12 protein-coding genes are annotated in these 15,014 nt (G+C 65.3%); all 12 read right to left on the reverse strand.

The window, feature by feature from the left end:
- Positions 1–3: 3 nt before the first annotated feature.
- The 12 genes from EN857_RS20580 to EN857_RS20635 all read right to left on the reverse strand — a co-directional run bounded on the left by EN857_RS20580 (position 4) and on the right by EN857_RS20635 (position 14,917).
- Entirely contained in the window at positions 4–1,206 is a 1,203-nt protein-coding gene (locus tag EN857_RS20580) for a pyridoxal phosphate-dependent aminotransferase (RefSeq protein ID WP_135859068.1), read from the reverse strand.
- Positions 1,206–2,822 (reverse strand): hydantoinase B/oxoprolinase family protein, encoded by a 1,617-nt coding sequence (locus tag EN857_RS20585; protein ID WP_135859072.1) that lies wholly within the window; start codon positions 2,820–2,822, stop codon positions 1,206–1,208. Before EN857_RS20585 ends, EN857_RS20580 begins: the two co-directional genes overlap by 1 nt.
- The gene (locus tag EN857_RS20590) at positions 2,819–4,915 is read right to left on the reverse strand and encodes a hydantoinase/oxoprolinase family protein (protein WP_135859075.1); all 2,097 of its coding nucleotides are present in this window, start codon (positions 4,913–4,915) and stop codon (positions 2,819–2,821) included. Before EN857_RS20590 ends, EN857_RS20585 begins: the two co-directional genes overlap by 4 nt.
- Positions 4,912–6,582, reverse strand: a complete 1,671-nt coding sequence (locus tag EN857_RS20595; RefSeq protein WP_135859079.1) for a thiamine pyrophosphate-binding protein — start codon at positions 6,580–6,582, stop codon at positions 4,912–4,914. Before EN857_RS20595 ends, EN857_RS20590 begins: the two co-directional genes overlap by 4 nt.
- A 117-nt stretch (positions 6,583–6,699) precedes the next feature.
- Entirely contained in the window at positions 6,700–8,106 is a 1,407-nt protein-coding gene (locus EN857_RS20600) for an FAD-binding oxidoreductase (protein ID WP_135859081.1), read from the reverse strand.
- A gap of 65 nt (positions 8,107–8,171) precedes the next feature.
- Entirely contained in the window at positions 8,172–8,936 is a 765-nt protein-coding gene (locus EN857_RS20605; protein WP_128276019.1) for an amino acid ABC transporter ATP-binding protein, read from the reverse strand.
- A 10-nt stretch (positions 8,937–8,946) separates the two neighbouring features.
- The gene (locus EN857_RS20610) at positions 8,947–10,026 is read right to left on the reverse strand and encodes an amino acid ABC transporter permease (RefSeq protein ID WP_135859083.1); all 1,080 of its coding nucleotides are present in this window, start codon (positions 10,024–10,026) and stop codon (positions 8,947–8,949) included.
- 3 nt (positions 10,027–10,029) lie between these two features.
- Complete coding sequence (locus tag EN857_RS20615; RefSeq protein WP_135859085.1) at positions 10,030–11,193, reverse strand: ABC transporter permease subunit; 1,164 nt, start codon at positions 11,191–11,193, stop codon at positions 10,030–10,032.
- Between the two features lie 97 nt (positions 11,194–11,290).
- Positions 11,291–12,325, reverse strand: a complete 1,035-nt coding sequence (locus EN857_RS20620) for an amino acid ABC transporter substrate-binding protein (protein ID WP_135859088.1) — start codon at positions 12,323–12,325, stop codon at positions 11,291–11,293.
- 88 nt (positions 12,326–12,413) lie between these two features.
- Positions 12,414–13,361 (reverse strand): LysR substrate-binding domain-containing protein, encoded by a 948-nt coding sequence (locus tag EN857_RS20625; RefSeq protein ID WP_135859091.1) that lies wholly within the window; start codon positions 13,359–13,361, stop codon positions 12,414–12,416.
- Positions 13,362–13,443: 82 nt separating this feature from the next.
- Positions 13,444–14,193 carry an SDR family oxidoreductase gene (locus tag EN857_RS20630; RefSeq protein WP_135859093.1) on the reverse strand — a complete coding sequence of 250 codons (750 nt, stop codon included), beginning with the start codon at positions 14,191–14,193 and terminating at the stop codon, positions 13,444–13,446.
- A 1-nt stretch (position 14,194) separates the two neighbouring features.
- Entirely contained in the window at positions 14,195–14,917 is a 723-nt protein-coding gene (locus tag EN857_RS20635) for an SDR family oxidoreductase (protein WP_135859095.1), read from the reverse strand.
- Positions 14,918–15,014 lie beyond the last annotated feature (97 nt).

Consider the following 15,014-nt stretch of genomic DNA (forward strand, 5'->3'; position numbering starts at 1 on the left):
CATTTACTCCACTTGCGCGACGACGGCGTTGATCCGCGAGATCGCCTCGGTCAGCACCTCTTCGCTGGTCGCGGTCGAGATGCGGAAATAGGGTGACAGTCCATAGGCGACGCCGGGCACCGACGCCACCCGGCCTTCGTTGAGGAGATAGTTTGCCACGGCCGCATCGTCCTCGAGCACGACGCCCTTGGGTGTCTTGCGGCCGATCAGGCTGGCGCAGCCGATATAGGCGTAGAAGGCGCCGTCCGGCGGCGACAGCGTCAGCCCGTTGATCTTGCGGATGCCGTCCACGACCAGGTCGCGGCGCGCCTCGAAGGCTTGCCTGAAGCGACCCACCTCGTCCTGCGGGCCGTTGAGCGCGGCGACGGTCGCGGCCTGCGCGATCGAGCAGACGGAGGTGCAGGACTGGCTCTGGATGGTCGACATCGCCTTGACGAGCGGCGCCGGGCCGGCCGCATAGCCGACACGCCAGCCGGTCATCGCATAGGACTTAGACACGCCGTTGACGATCAGCGTGCGGTCCCTGAGCTCGGGGCAGGCCCTGCCGAAGGACACGAATTCGCGCCCGTCGAAAAGGATATGCTCGTAGATCTCGTCGGAAAGCACGAGCACCTGCGGATGCTTCGCCAACACGGCCCCCAGCGCCTTCAGCTCGGCTTCCGAATAGACGGCGCCGGACGGGTTGCCCGGCATGTTGAGGAACAGCCACTTCGTCCTTGGCGTGATCGCCTCTTCCAGCAGCGCCGGCGTCAGCCGGAAACCCGTGGTCTCCGGGCATTCGACGACGACAGGCGTGCCGCCGAGCAGCTTCACCATTTCGGGATAGGAGACGAAATAGGGCGCCGGCAGGATCGCCTCGTCGCCGCTCTCCAGCGTCCCCAGCAGCGCGTTGAAGATGATCTGCTTGGCGCCGTTGGCGACGACGATGTCGTCGGCAGTGTAGTCGAGACCGTTCTCGCGCCGGAACTTGCCGGCAATGGCTTCGCGCACCTCAGGCGTGCCGGCGGCGCCCGTATAGAGCGTCTGGCCGGCCTTCGCCGCGAAATGGGCGGCATCGATGATGTGCATCGGCGTCGGGAAATCCGGTTCGCCGAGCCCGAGGTCGATCACGTCGACGCCCTTGGCGCGCAGCGCCTTGGCGGCTTGCGAGGCCGCCATCGAAGCCGAAGGCTTCACCACTGACAGGCGCGAGGAAACATAGCTCATCAGTCGTTCTCCGAAATGTAACCCTTGGACCGGTCGTTTGCCCGCGCAGCGGCGCTGCGCTTGGCGGGATCGCCATAGCCGCCGCCGCCCGGCAATTCCAGGATCAGCCGGCGGCCGGCCGGAACGTGCTGCCAGCCCTTCGGCCGCATCTTGGTGCCGTCGTCCAGCTTGACCACGCCGGCGACTCCCGGCTTGCCGCCACTGCGCCCTTGCGCAGGATGGTTGACGCGGTCGAACATGGCCGAGAAGTCGAATTCATGGCCTTCGGTCGCCTCGATCTCGATGACCTGCCCTAGGCCGCCGCGGAATTCGCCGTCGCCGCCGGAGTCCGGGCGCAGCTCCTTGCGCCAGATGACGATCGGCCCGGTATGCTCCGTCGCCTCGATCGGCATCGTGTGCACGCCCGACGGGAAAGCCGTCGCCGACAGGCCGTCGAGCTCGGGGCGGGCGCCCATGCCGCCGGAGTTGAACATCAGCACCTCCGCCCGACGGCCCGAGCCGCCGGCGACCGGCCGGGCCGAGATGTGGATGTTCCACAGCGCGCCGGCGCCTTCGGAGAGGATCTTGCCGGGCAGCGCCTGCGAGATCGCGCCCAGCACGAGATCGGGAACCATGTGGCCGAAGATGTGCCTGAGCGCCACCGGCGCCGGCCGAACGGCATTCAGGATGTTGACCGGCGACGACACGGTGAAGAAGGCGAGTGAGGCGGCATTGTTCGGAATGTCCGGCGCCACCACGCATTTCAGCGCGTAGCAGGCATAGGCCTTGCTGTAGATGATCGGGCAGTTGATGCCCCAGCGGCTCATCGGATCCGTGCCGGTGAAGTCGACCTCGACATGATCGTCGCGGATCGAAACCGTGGCCGCGAGCTTCACCGGCTCGTCATAGCCGTCGGTCACCAGCTCGTTCGACCAGCTTCCCTTGGGCAGCGCCTTGATGCGTTCGAGCATGGCGTCGCGGGTGCGCGAGAAGATGAAGTCGCCGAGCCCGTCCAGCGAGGCCAGGCCAATCTCCTTCATCATGTCGACGAGGCGCCGGTGGCCGACCTCGTTGCAGGCGGCGAGCGAATAGAAGTCGCCGACCACCTGGTTGGGCTCGCGGACATTGGCGCGCAGCAGCCGGACGAGGTCGAGATTGACCTTGCCCTTTTCCGCGAACTTCATGATCGGGATCTGGATGCCTTCCTCGTAGACCGACTTGGCGTCGGCGCCGAAGCCGCGGCCGCCGACATCGACGACATGCGCCGTGCAGGCAAAGAACGCCACCAGCTCGCCATTGAGGAATGACGGCGACACCATGGTGATGTCGTGCAGATGGCCCGTGCCCTGCCAGGGATCGTTGGTGACATAGGTGTCGCCCTCGAACATCTCCTCGCGCGGGATCTCGTTCATGAAGTGCAGCACGGCCTCGGCCATGGTGTTGACATGGCCTGGCGTGCCGGTGACCGCCTGCGCCAGCATCTCGCCGCGCGGGTCGAACACGCCGGCCGACAGGTCGCCGGATTCACGCACCGAGGTCGAAAACGCGGTGCGCAGGAGCGTGAGTGCCTGCTCCTCGACGACCGAGATCAACCGGTTCCACATCACCTGCATGCGGATTTCGCCAATGTCGCTCATGCCTGGCTGCCTTTGCGGATGAGAAGGATCGCGCCGTCGCTCTGGATGACGGCGTCAAAGCTGGTGGTGATGACGGTGGACGTCTCGCGCTCGACGATGACGGCCGGCCCTGCCACGCGGTCCCCGGCGCAGAGCGTCTCGCGTTCGATGATGCCGTAGGTTTGTGGTGCGCCGCTGGCCGGATCGAAGACCGAGCGGGTCGTGACCGCCTCATTGTTGCGCTTACCGGTCGTGAGCTCGTGCCTGGCGACTTCTGGCCGAACGTCCGTCGCCTTGACCGACCAGGTGACGATCTCGATCTCCAGCCCGTCGAGGCCTTCGATGGCGCGGCCGAAGAAGCGCTGGTAGTTCGCCTCGAACAGGTCCTTGAGCTTCGTCACGGCATCGTCGCCGAACGGCTCGTCCGCCACGGGCACGGGGATTTCCCAGCCCTGGCCGGCATAGCGCATAAAGGCGGTGATCTCGCAGACGATCCTGCCGGCAGCACCCGTCCGCACGAAACCCTCGGCGGAGGCCTTGAGGTCGGCGAGCAGCGTGTTGACCTCGGCCGGCTTGAACCGCGACAGCCGCGTCAGCTTCGAGGCCAGCGCCTCGTAGCCGAACGGAGCCTTGAGGAAGCCGATCGCCGATCCGACGCCCGCGCCCTTGGGCACGATGCACTGGTCGATGCCGAGCTTCTCGCACAGCCTTGCGGCGTGGAGGGGGGCGGCGCCGCCGAAAGCTATCATCAGATTGTCGGAAATGTTCTTGCCGTTTTCGACGGCGTGGACGCGGGCGGCGTTGGCCATGTTCTCGTCCACCACCTCGCAGATGCCGAAGGCGGTCGACATCGCGTTGAGCGACAGCCGCTCGCCGACATCGCGCAGGATAGCCTGCTCGGAGGCGGACGTGTCGAGCTTGATCGCGCCGCCGGCGAAGTTGTCGGGGTCGAGCTTGCCCAGCACAAGGTCGGCGTCGGTGATCGCCGGACGCTTGCCGCCGCGGCTGTAGCAAGCCGGTCCCGGCTCCGAGCCGGCGCTTTCGGGCCCGGTCTGGATGCGGCCCATGGCGTCGACCCAGGCGATCGAGCCGCCGCCGGCGCCGATCTCGATCATCTCGATCACCGGAATGGAGATCGGCATGCCCGATCCCTTGCAGAAGCGATAGGTGCGCGCCACCTCGAAGGTTCTCGCCGTGCGCGGCGCATAGTCCTCGATCAGGCAGATCTTGGCGGTGGTGCCGCCCATGTCATAGGAGACGACCTTCTCCAGGCCGAAGCGCCTGGCGATGTCGGCGGCGAAGATCGCACCACCGGCCGGGCCGGATTCGACCAGCCGCACCGGGAATTCCGAAGCGGTCTCCACCGAGATCAGGCCGCCGCCCGAGTGGATCATGAACACCGGGCACTCGGCGCCCATCTCCTTCAGGCGGATCTGCAGGCGGGCGAGGTAGTCGGCCATTTGAGGCCGCACATAGGCGTTGGCGCAGACCGTGTTGAAGCGCTCGAACTCGCGCATCTGCGGCGAGACTTCGGCGCTGATCGAAATCGGGATGCTGAGCTTGCGGGCGAGGATCTCGCGGGCACGACGCTCGTGGTCGGCGTTGGCGTAGGCATGGATGAAGCCGATCGCCACCGAGCCGAAACCGCCGGCGACGATCCGGTCGGCGATCTCTTCGAGAGCGGCTTCGTCGAGCGGCTGCAGTTCCTGGCCCTCGGCGCCGATGCGGCCCTTGACCGTGAAGCGGTCCTCGCGCGGGATCAGCGGCGTCGGCAGTTGCAGGTTGAGATCGTACTGCTCGAAGCGGTTTTCCGTGCGCATCTCGATCACGTCGCGGAAGCCCTCGGTCGTGACCAGCGCGGTCCTGGCGCCGCGGCGCTCGATCAGCGCGTTGGTCGCCAGCGTTGTGCCATGGATGATGATGCCGATCTCGGAAGGCGAGATGCCGGCATCGCGGGTGACGACAGCAATGCCGTCGAGGATAGCCTGCTCGGGCGCCGCATAATTGGTCAGCACCTTGGTCGAGAACAGCGTCCCCCTGATGTCGAGGGCGATGTCGGTGAAGGTGCCGCCAATGTCCGCGCCGAGACGGATGTCGTCAGTTCTGGAGGTCATGCCTTGGCCTTCTGGGAAGAGAGTGCTGCGTCGCGCATCTGGGAAAGGGTCTGCCGGGGCGTGAGCGCCTCGGGCGAGATGGCGATATCGAGGACGGCGCCCGTCGCGGAGCCGAGCGCCCGGCCAAACGCGGCGGCGAAATCCGCGGTGGATTCGACGCGCTCGGCGTGGAAGCCATAGGCCTTTGCCAGCGTCACGAAGTCGGGGTTCTCGAGCGACGTCCCGGAAACGCGAGCCGGATAGTGGCGCTCCTGATGCGCGCGGATGGTGCCGTAGATGCCGTTGTTGAGGATCAGCACGATCGGCTGCGCGCCGGCCTGCATGGCGGTGCCGAGTTCCTGGCAGTTCATCTGGAAGTCGCCGTCGCCGGCAAAGCAGACGACCGTTCGTTGCGGAAACGCGACCTTTGCCGCGATCGCCGCCGGCAGCCCGTAGCCCATCGCGCCCGACTGCGGGGCGAGCAGCCGCGCGTCCGGCCCGAACTTGAAGAACTTGTTCGGCCACACCGTGAAATTGCCGGCGCCGTTGGTGAGGATGACGTCGGCGGGCAAGGTCTCGCGCAGCCATGCGCTGACGGCGACCATATCCACGGGTCCGGGCTGGACGGGCGCTGCGAATGTCCCTTCATAGGCCTTGCGCGCCGCCGCCCGCCATTCGGCCCAGGTGCCTTTCACCGGGGTCAGCGCTTTGGCGAAGGCGTTCGGACCGGCATGGATGCCGATCGTCGGCACATAGATCTTGCCGATCTCGCGGTCGGAGCCATGCACATGGATCAGCTTCTGCCGCGGCACCGGTACCGACAGCAGTGTGTAACCGTCCGTTGTCATCTCGCCGAAGCGGACATTGATGGCCAGGATCACATCGGCCTCGCGGATCAGGTTCCTGACATGCGCCACCATGCCGACGCCGGCCTCGCCGACGAAGACCGGCGCGTGGTTGTCGAACTGGTCCTGATAGCGGAAGGCCGCTACGACCGGGATGTCGGAGGCCTCGGCGAAAGACTGCAGCGCCGCGCGTCCCTCCGTCGTCCAGTTGGCGCCGCCCATGAGCAGCACCGGCCGCTCGGCTCCGGCCAGCAGCTTGAGCCCCGAATGGAGCGCGTCCGCGGCTGGTGCTGCCTCGAAGATCGCCGCCGGCCCGCTGAGCGGCGGGGCCTCGGTCAGAGTGGTGAGCATGTCCTCAGGCAGCGCGATCACGACCGGGCCGGGCCGTCCGGTCACCGCGGTGGTCCAGGCCCGCGCGACGATCTCCGGCAGGCGCGAGACATCATCGATCTCGACCGCCCATTTGGCGACAGTCCCGAACACCGCCCGGTAGTCGATCTCCTGAAAAGCCTCGCGCCCCTTCATGTCGGTTCCAACCTGGCCGACGAAAAGGATCATCGGCGAACTGTCCTGCATGGCGGTATGGACGCCGATGCTGGCATTGGTCACGCCCGGGCCGCGCGTCACGAAGCAGATGCCCGGCGTGCCCGTCAGCTTGCCGTAGGCCGAGGCCATGAAGGCCGCGCCGCCCTCGTTGCGGCAAAGCACGTAGTCGAGCTTGCCATGGGTGTCGTGCAGCGCGTCGAGGACGGCGAGATAGCTTTCGCCGGGAACGCCGAAGCTCTTGGTCGCGCCAAGCGCAATCAGGCACTCGACAAGAAGGCGACCGCCATTGCGGACCATGCTTCGACATCCTCACGATTGGCGGCAAGCGGACCGAGCCTGCCTTTTCGGATTCATACCTGCACGCTGGCAGGCCTAGACGAAATCAAGAAATGCGGTCCATTCGAAAGTTTTTCTTTACAGTGGCGAATGCACCAGAACGCCGGGGTTCATCGTGCCCTGTGGATCGAGCGCGCCCTTCAGCCGCGCCATCAGCTCCCGCTCCACCGCGCCGCGATTGCGATCGGCCATGGTGATCTTGGCGCGGCCAAGCCCGTGCTCGGCCGCGAAGCTGCCGCCTGTTTCCGTGGCGAGCGCCGACAGCGCCTCGGCGAACCGCCCGGCCTTGCCGTCGAAATCAGCGCGGCCTTCCGGCGGTGACAGATTGTAGTGGATGTTGCCGTCGCCGAGATGCCCGAACGGGTTGATCCGCACGCCGGGCAGGATGTCCCGGCAGACTCTGGCACCGGCCTCAATGAAACGGGCGATCGCGCCTGGAGGGACGGAAATGTCGTGCTTGAGCTGCTCGCCCTCCAGCCGCTGCCCCTCCGGCTGCTCCTCGCGCAGTCGCCAAAACTGGGCCCGATGCGCGCCCGATGTCGCCAGCGCGCCGTCCAGCACAAGGCCCTGCTCCATGCCCCATTCCAGTGCTGAAGCCAGAATGTCGTCGAGGGGAACGCGCGCCGAGCCCGAAGCCAGCTCGACGAGCAGATAGACATCGCCCCTGGTCTCCAGCTGATAGGCGAGATCGGGCACATGCTTGAGAGCGAGTTCAAGGCCGAGGTCGCAGAAGAATTCAAGACCGGTCAGGAATTCCCCCGCCTCGCCGCGCAGGAATGCGCCGAAGGAGACGGCGGCGGCAAAGTCGGGCATGACCAGCAGCGCGCCCGCCTGCTGTCGTGGCGTCGGATAGAGCCGAAGCACCGCGCGCGTCACGATGCCGAGCGTGCCTTCCGCGCCGCAGTAGAGCTTGCGCAGCTGGTAGCCGGCATTGTCCTTCTGCACCGCGCGCAGCCCGTCCCAAATCGCGCCGTCAGCAGTCACGACTTCGAGGCCGAGCACGAGGTCCTGCATCATGCCGTATCGGAAGGCGTGGCTGCCGCCGGCATTGGTGCCGATCAGGCCGCCGATCCTGGCGCTGCCTTCCGCGCCGAGATGCATCGGGAACATCAGCCCGTGCGGCTCCAGCGCCTCGTGCAGCGCCGCGAGCACGACGCCCGCCTCGACGACGATCGAGCCGCTGTCGAGATCCGGTTTGCCGATCGCTGCCATGCGCGACAGCGAGACGATCACCGCGTTCGGCTGCTCCGTGACGGCGCCGCCGCAAAGTCCGGTGTTGCCGCCTTGCGGCACCACCGCCAGACCAGCCTCCCGGCACAGCTTGACGACCGCAGCCACTTCCGCGGTGTTGGCCGGCCTGGCGACGCCCAGGGGGGCAACGCCATACCGATTGAGCCAGTCGCGCTGGTATGGCTCGGCGTCGATGCCTGAAAGCCAGCCTTTCGGTCCGAGAATCGCGCGCAATTCGAGAGCGGGATCAGTCATTGAAATATCCGGAAGATAGCTGTGCGGCGTGCTGCTCGGGAACGTGGCATCTTCCAGAATGTCGTTCAATGACCCAGCACCTGCGACAGGAACTGCCGCGTGCGCTCGTTGCGGGAGGCGGTGAAGAACTCCTCCGGCGGTGCCTCTTCGACGATCTCGCCGCCGTCCATGAAGATCACCCGGTTGGCGACGCGACGCGCGAAGCCCATCTCGTGGGTGACGCAGATCATCGTCATGCCTTCCGAGGCGAGCGTGACCATGACGTCCAGCACCTCGGAAATCATTTCCGGATCGAGCGCCGAGGTCGGCTCGTCGAACAGCATGATCTGCGGCTGCATGCAAAGGGCGCGCGCGATCGCCACCCGCTGCTGCTGGCCGCCGGAGAGCTGGCCGGGAAACTTCATCGCCTGCTCGGGGATGCGAACCTTCTCCAGATAGCGCCTAGCGGTTGCCTCTACTTCCGCGCGCGGCTGCTTGCGCACGATCATCGGCGCAAGCATGCAGTTCTCCAGCACCGTCATGTGCGGAAACAGGTTGAAGTGCTGGAACACCATGCCGACCTCGCGCCTGATCTCGTCGATGTTGCCGACATCGTCGTTGAGTTCGGTGCCGAGCACGGTGATGCGGCCGCCATTGTGCTGCTCGAGCCGGTTGATACAACGGATCATGGTGGATTTGCCGGAACCGGAGGGACCACAGACGACGATCCTCTCGCCTCGTTCGACGGACAGGTTGACGTTCCGCAGCGCGTGAAAGGCGCCATAGTATTTGTCGAGGCTTTCGATGCGGACCGCGGGTCCGCCGGCCTCGCCCGAACTGCCAATCGTCATGCGGACCTCCTTAGCGTTCGCCGACCGACATGCGGCGCTCGAGAAACGCGCCGTAGCGGGACAGGCTGAAAACGAAGACGAAGTAGATGAAGGCGATGAAGGCGTAGACTTCGACATAGGCGAAGCGCCATTCGCCGGTTCCGTAGGCGGCGTTGCCGGAGGCCAGGATCTCGAAGAAGCCGACGATGACCACCAGCGAGGTCTCCTTGAACGCGACCACGAACTGGTTGATCGTTGCCGGCAGCGCGTTGCGCATGGCCTGCGGCAAGAGGATGCGGCCGATGCGCTGCCAATAGCTCATGCCGAGCGCCATGGCGGCTTCCTCCTGCCCTTTTGGAACGCCCTGCATGCCGCCTCTGACGATCTCCGCCTGGTAGGCGGAGAAGAACAGGGCGGAGCCGATGATCACCCGGTACAGCTTGTCGCCTGCCAGCCACTGCGGCAGCGCGAACGGCAGGACGATGGCGAAGGTGAACAGGATCGAGATCAGCGGCAGCGAGCGGACCGAGTCGATGATGAGGCCAGTGGTCCGCGATATCCACGGCAGCTCAGACCGCCGCAGCAGGGCCAGGCAGATCGCCAGCGGAAAGCCGATCAGGCAGGTGGTCACGAAGATGAACAGGGTGAGCGCCAGGCCGCCCCAGGCTTCCTCGCCGACATAGGGCAGGCCGAGCACGCCGCCTTTCATCAGCACGTAATAGAGCGCCGTCCCGGCTCCCCAGACCAGCGCGATCCGGCGTCCGGTCCAGAAGGCCGGAATGCAGCTCAACACCGTCATCACCACCACGGTGACGCAGGCCAGCGCCGAACGCCATTGCTCCTCGAAGGGATAGAGGCCGAACAGGATGATGCGCCACCTGGCCGCGATCACCGACCAGCAGGCTCCTGCCGCTGCCTGGCAGGCCTCAGGCCCGCCGCTCGTCGTGAAGACGGCCGAGAAGATCGCCCAGTTGAGCAACTTCCAGGCAAGGTAGACCATGACTGTCAGGGAGATCAGCGACAACAGGGCCTGAAGCGGCGTCGCGAAAAAGCGCCGCCTCAGATCCTCGAGCGTCCCTGGGGCAGGCGGAGCGAGAACGACCATTTCCATCTCTCATCCCCTCAGTTGATTGCCCTTGAGGGCAATAGCCTTGTTGATGCGGTTGAACACGGCGGCGAGGCTAAGGTTGATGGTCAGGAAGCCTGCCATCAGGATCCCGATCGATTCCAGGGTCTGGCCGGAGTGGTTGATGGTCAGCGACACGATCATGAAGAAATCGGTGAAGCCGATTGCGATGCCCATCGTCGTCGCCTTGATCAGCCAGACATACTGGTTGGCGAGAATCGGCAGCATGGCGCGCAGCGCCAGCGGCAGCTTGACCAGCGTGAACACCCGCCAGGGACTGAGGCCCAGCGAAAGGGCTGCCTCCACCTGGCCCTTGCCGACGGCCTTGAAGCCGCCGCGCACGATCTCGGCGATGTAGGAGCCGCCATAGATGGCAATGGCGACCGCGAGTGCGGAAAACTCCGGCGGAATGCGCAGGCCGCCCTTCAGGTTGAGGCCTTGCAGGGCGGGGAAATCGAGCAGCGGCGCATCGGGCAGACGGTCGATCATCAGGATGACAACGACGCAGGACAGCGCCGCGGCGGCGCCGCCAAGCTGGACGGCGGAACGCTCGCCGACCGGCTGGCTCAGCCGTGACGTTCGGCCCAGCCAGACAGGCAGCGCGATTGCGCCGATCACGGCCAGTGTGGCCAGCGCCATTGCCAGACCGCCGACATTCGGGATCGGCATATAGAGGCCGCGGCTGGTGAGCAGAAAGCCCCACGCCTCATGCGCGGCGCGCGGTGTCGGCAGATGGGTGATCAGCGCGTACCAGAAGAAGACCTGGAGGATCAGCGGGATGTTTCGGAAGATGTCGACATAGGTGCGTCCAAGCAGCCGCGCCAGTTCGTTCGAGGAAGTTCGCGCCAGACCCACGATCGTTCCGACAATCGTCGCCAGAACCAGCCCGACGCTGCCCAGGAACAGGGTGTTGACGATGCCGATAAGGAAGAACCACCAATAGGGATCGTTGGCGGTGGCGGGCAGGAGCGAGAAGTTCACGTCCCAGCCCGTCGACTTGTACAGGAAGTCGAAGCCGGAGGTGATGCCTTGCTCTGCCAGGTTGCGCCTGGCGATCATCGCGCAGGAAAGCACAAGTGCTGCAAGCGACCCGACATAGAGAACCTGCAGCAATGCGTTGCGGACCTTCTGATTCCTCAGCAGGCTGACCATATGCCAATCTCCCGGATTGCCGCCGGCCCCGCCCGGCAAGGCCGGGCGGAACTCACAGCGGGACGCGTAAGGAAAGGTCAGTCGATCACCAAGGGGATCAATCGATCACCAGCGGGAACAGGACGCCGCCATTGTTCCACAGGTTGGTCAGGTCACGATCCATCTTGTAGGGCGAATCCTTGCCGAGATCGCGATCGAAGATCTCCGCGTAGTTTCCGACCTTCTTGATCACGTTGTAGGCCCAGTCGTCGGGAAGCCCGAGACCCTTGCCCATGCCTGGCGCCGCGCCGAGGAACTTGGCGACCGCCGGTGACGTGGGCTTGGCTTTGATCTCATCGACATTCTTCGAGGTGATGCCCTCCTGCTCGGCGAAGAGCAGGGCGGTGAGCGTCCAGTTGGCGACGTCGACCCAGTTGTCGTCGCCCTGCCGCACGATCATGACCTCCGGCTCGACCGCGATCACGTCGGGCAGGATCACATGGTCGTCGACCTTGCCCTTGGCGACACGCGCGATTGCAAGCACCGGGCCCCATTGGGCGTACATGTCGCAGCGGCCCGAGAAGTATGCCTGCTCGAGCTCTTCCGTCTTTTCGATGACGACCGGCTCGAGCTTGATGCCGATCTTCTGGCTGTAGGCAGCAACCTGTTGTTCGATGGTCGTGCCGGCGGGGATGCAGATCGTGCCGCCCTGTGCATCCTTGAGCGACTTCAGGTTGAGCTCCTTGTGCGCCATCACCTTGGTCGTGCCGAGATAGTATGACATCGAGAACTGAAGCCCCAGTTCGGTATCGCGGCTCAGCGTGCCGCCCGAAGCCTTGACGACGATATCGACGTCGCCCGACTGAAGGGAGGGCCAGCGCTGGGCCCAGCTGATCGGCACGATCTTCAGCTTCGCCGGATCACCGAACACTGCCGTGGCCACCGCCCTGCAGAGGTCGATGTCCATGCCCTTCCAGTTGCCCTTGTCGTCCACCTCGGCAAAGCCGAGATAGGAGCCGTCATGGCCGGTGCAGTTCAGCACGCCGCGCGCCTTGACGGTTTCGAGCGTCTTGCCGCCCGCGGCCTCGGCCGGCGCGGCGAAATGAACCAGGCCAACGGCCAGGGCCGCAGCCCCCCATTGCATCATTTTCATGTTGTTGTCTCCACTGTTGAGGTTGTTCCGTTTCTTGTTTTTGTTGGAGCCCGAAACAGCGTTCGGAACTCGGTCGCGAAGCCGCCTCCTAGTCGGAAAGCGGGGTCGGTTTCGGCAAGGAAATCTTGAGGTCGCTTCGCCAATCCTGCTGCGCCAGCCATCGGTGCAGCGCGGCCACCGCCTTCACACGCAGATGCCCGCGGGGGACGACAAGGTAGAAGCCGGGCACCTCCTCTGGCTTCATATCGGCAATGGCGTCGCGGCCGATCGGTGCGACCAGCGCGCCAGACCGGAAATCCTCCTCGGCGTCGATGACGGAAACCAGGCCCACGCCGATGCCTTGCAGGGTCGCCCGGCGCATGGTTGCCGCGTCGTCGAAGCTGATGCTGCGGTCGCCATCCGTCAGCTCCACTCCGAGGTGGCGCAATATATCCGGCCACAGGCGCTTTGACTTGACGGTGTCGAGCAGCGTGAACTTCGTCAGGTCGTGCGCCGACTTGATCTTCTCGCCGATCGCCGGCGTGCAGCAGATGATCTTCGGATCAGGCACCAGCAGCGTCGTGTCGTAGTCGGGCCAGCTGCCGTAACCCCACTGCACCGTCATATCGATGTCGTCGCGCCCGAAATCCGGCAGGTCGACCATCGTCGTCAGGCGCAGGTCGGCGCCGGGCAGGATCTCGCGGAACAGCGAAAGCCTGGGCAGCAGATAGTGCGTGGCGAAATACGGGCTCGCATTGAGGTTGATGCGGTCGCGGTAGGTCGACTTGGTGACGCGGCGGACGCCTTCTGAGAACTCGTCGAAGCCGGCCTTGACATAGTGCGAGAGAAGGATCGCCGACTCGGTCAATTCGATCGACCGGCCCTTGCGCTCGAACAGCGTTACCTGGAGCGTGTCTTCAAGCAGCTTGATCTGCTGGCCGACCGCCTGCGGCGTCACCAGCAGTTCGTCGGCCGCTTGCCTGAAGCTCTTGTGCTGCGCGACGGCATGGAAGACCCTGAGCGCATTGAGCGAGGGAAGGCGAAGCTTGCCGGTCATCGTAATTCCGCCTCCTCTTGCTTGAGACTCCGTCGATCATGCACTGCTGTATTTCCGCTGCCGCCGGCTGCGGAATGTCACCTCATGCGTAGATATAACCGCCTGAAACGATTACGTTTTCGCCGGTCATGTAGGTATTCTTGGGGCCGCCCGTCATCAGCACCCACTCGGCGATCTCGGTGGGCTCGGCGCCGCGGCCGAGCGGGCTTGCCTTGGCCAGTTCCTCGAGGAAGCCGAGCGCTTTCGCCTTCTCCGTCGCCATGCCGGCCGGCGCCACCGAATTCACCAGGATCCCGTCCTTGGCGACGTGATGGGCGAAGGACCGCGTCAGGCTGACGACGGCAGCCTTCGTCGCCGCGTAATGGGCGTTCTGCGGATGCGCCTTGAAGGCGTCGACCGAGGTCAGGTTCACGATCCGCCCGCGTACCTGGGCTTTCGGTTCCTGCGACTGCATGTGGCGCACAGCCGCCACCATCATGTGGTAGGTGCCCTTGATGTTGATGCCGTTGGAGGCATCCCACTCGGCGTCGGTGATCTCGAGGAGCGGGCGGCGCGGATAGATCGCGGCGCAGTTGATCAGCGAGTCGACGCGCCCGAGCTTCGAGACGATGGCATCGAACGCCGCGTGGGACTGAGGCCCGACCTGGATGTCGCCAGTCGCCGCCGCGGTCGGCAGGCCCTTGGCCTTTGCCGGCTCCAGCGCGGCCTCAGCCGCCTCCTGGTTGATGTCGATGATGCCGATCTTTGCCGCCCCGGCTTCCACGGCCATCCGTGCCAAAAGCGCGCCGAGGCCGGCGCCGCCGCCAACGATGAGAACGGAAAGGTCTTTCATCCTATTTTCCTTGCTTGCTGCCGCTTGGGCTGGTCGGCCGGGTCGGCATGATGTCGAAGCGGGTTACGTCGGCCCAAGCGGGCAGGCCGAGCAGGGTGACGACCATGCTCGCCACGTCGTCCGGCTGAACGGCGACGTTGCCGGCGTACATGGCGGCCCGGGCCTCGGCGTCGAGTATGTCCTTGTAGAGCTGCGTCTCGACGCGACCGGGCACGATCTCTGTCACGCGGATGCCGTACTGGGAGAGGTCGGCGCGCAACGCGGCGGCGAAGCCGGCGATCGCTGCCTTGGTGGCCGAATAGACGGCGACGTTGGGAAAAGCCGCATGGCCGGCGGAAGACCCGGTGAACAGAATGTGCCCCGATTGCCGCTCGCGCATCTGCGGCACGATGAGGCGGGTGAGCAGGATTGCCGCGCTGACATTCACCTCGAGCGCGGTGTCGATGTCGGCGATCTTCATGTCGGCGAAATTGCCGAGCGGCGGCATGATCCCGGCATTGTTGATCAGCACGTCGATGGTGAGGTCGGCCACGACCGATTCCAGCGCCTCGCGGTCGGTGACGTCGACGGCGACCGGCACGATGCCGGGCCGTTCGGCCTGCAGCTCCTTGAGCGCGGCCTGGCTGCGCCCGACGGCATAGACGTCGTAACCGGCGTCGCTTAACGCGACCGCGATGGCCCGCCCTATGCCGCTCGTCGCACCTGTGATGAAGGCTGTCGTCACGTGGGCTTTCCCCGATTGCCTGGCTTTCAGTGTGTGGCTTCGACCGCTGCCGCGAAACCAAGAAAACCAGCAAAAAGGAAAGATAAACTTTCGAAGG

This window comes from Mesorhizobium sp. M4B.F.Ca.ET.214.01.1.1, from assembly GCF_004791545.1.
GTDB lineage: Bacteria > Pseudomonadota > Alphaproteobacteria > Rhizobiales > Rhizobiaceae > Mesorhizobium > Mesorhizobium abyssinicae.

Bases quoted from the DNA above. Each gene is read 5' to 3' on its own strand.
- EN857_RS20580 (WP_135859068.1), bottom strand. From the start codon at position 1,206: ATGAGCTATGTTTCCTCGCGCCTGTCAGTGGTGAAGCCTTCGGCTTCG.
- EN857_RS20585 (WP_135859072.1), bottom strand. From the start codon at position 2,822: ATGAGCGACATTGGCGAAATCCGCATGCAGGTGATGTGGAACCGGTTG.
- EN857_RS20590 (WP_135859075.1), bottom strand. From the start codon at position 4,915: ATGACCTCCAGAACTGACGACATCCGTCTCGGCGCGGACATTGGCGGC.
- EN857_RS20595 (WP_135859079.1), bottom strand. From the start codon at position 6,582: ATGGTCCGCAATGGCGGTCGCCTTCTTGTCGAGTGCCTGATTGCGCTT.
- EN857_RS20600 (WP_135859081.1), bottom strand. From the start codon at position 8,106: ATGACTGATCCCGCTCTCGAATTGCGCGCGATTCTCGGACCGAAAGGC.
- EN857_RS20605 (WP_128276019.1), bottom strand. From the start codon at position 8,936: ATGACGATTGGCAGTTCGGGCGAGGCCGGCGGACCCGCGGTCCGCATC.
- EN857_RS20610 (WP_135859083.1), bottom strand. From the start codon at position 10,026: ATGGAAATGGTCGTTCTCGCTCCGCCTGCCCCAGGGACGCTCGAGGAT.
- EN857_RS20615 (WP_135859085.1), bottom strand. From the start codon at position 11,193: ATGGTCAGCCTGCTGAGGAATCAGAAGGTCCGCAACGCATTGCTGCAG.
- EN857_RS20620 (WP_135859088.1), bottom strand. From the start codon at position 12,325: ATGAAAATGATGCAATGGGGGGCTGCGGCCCTGGCCGTTGGCCTGGTT.
- EN857_RS20625 (WP_135859091.1), bottom strand. From the start codon at position 13,361: ATGACCGGCAAGCTTCGCCTTCCCTCGCTCAATGCGCTCAGGGTCTTC.
- EN857_RS20630 (WP_135859093.1), bottom strand. From the start codon at position 14,193: ATGAAAGACCTTTCCGTTCTCATCGTTGGCGGCGGCGCCGGCCTCGGC.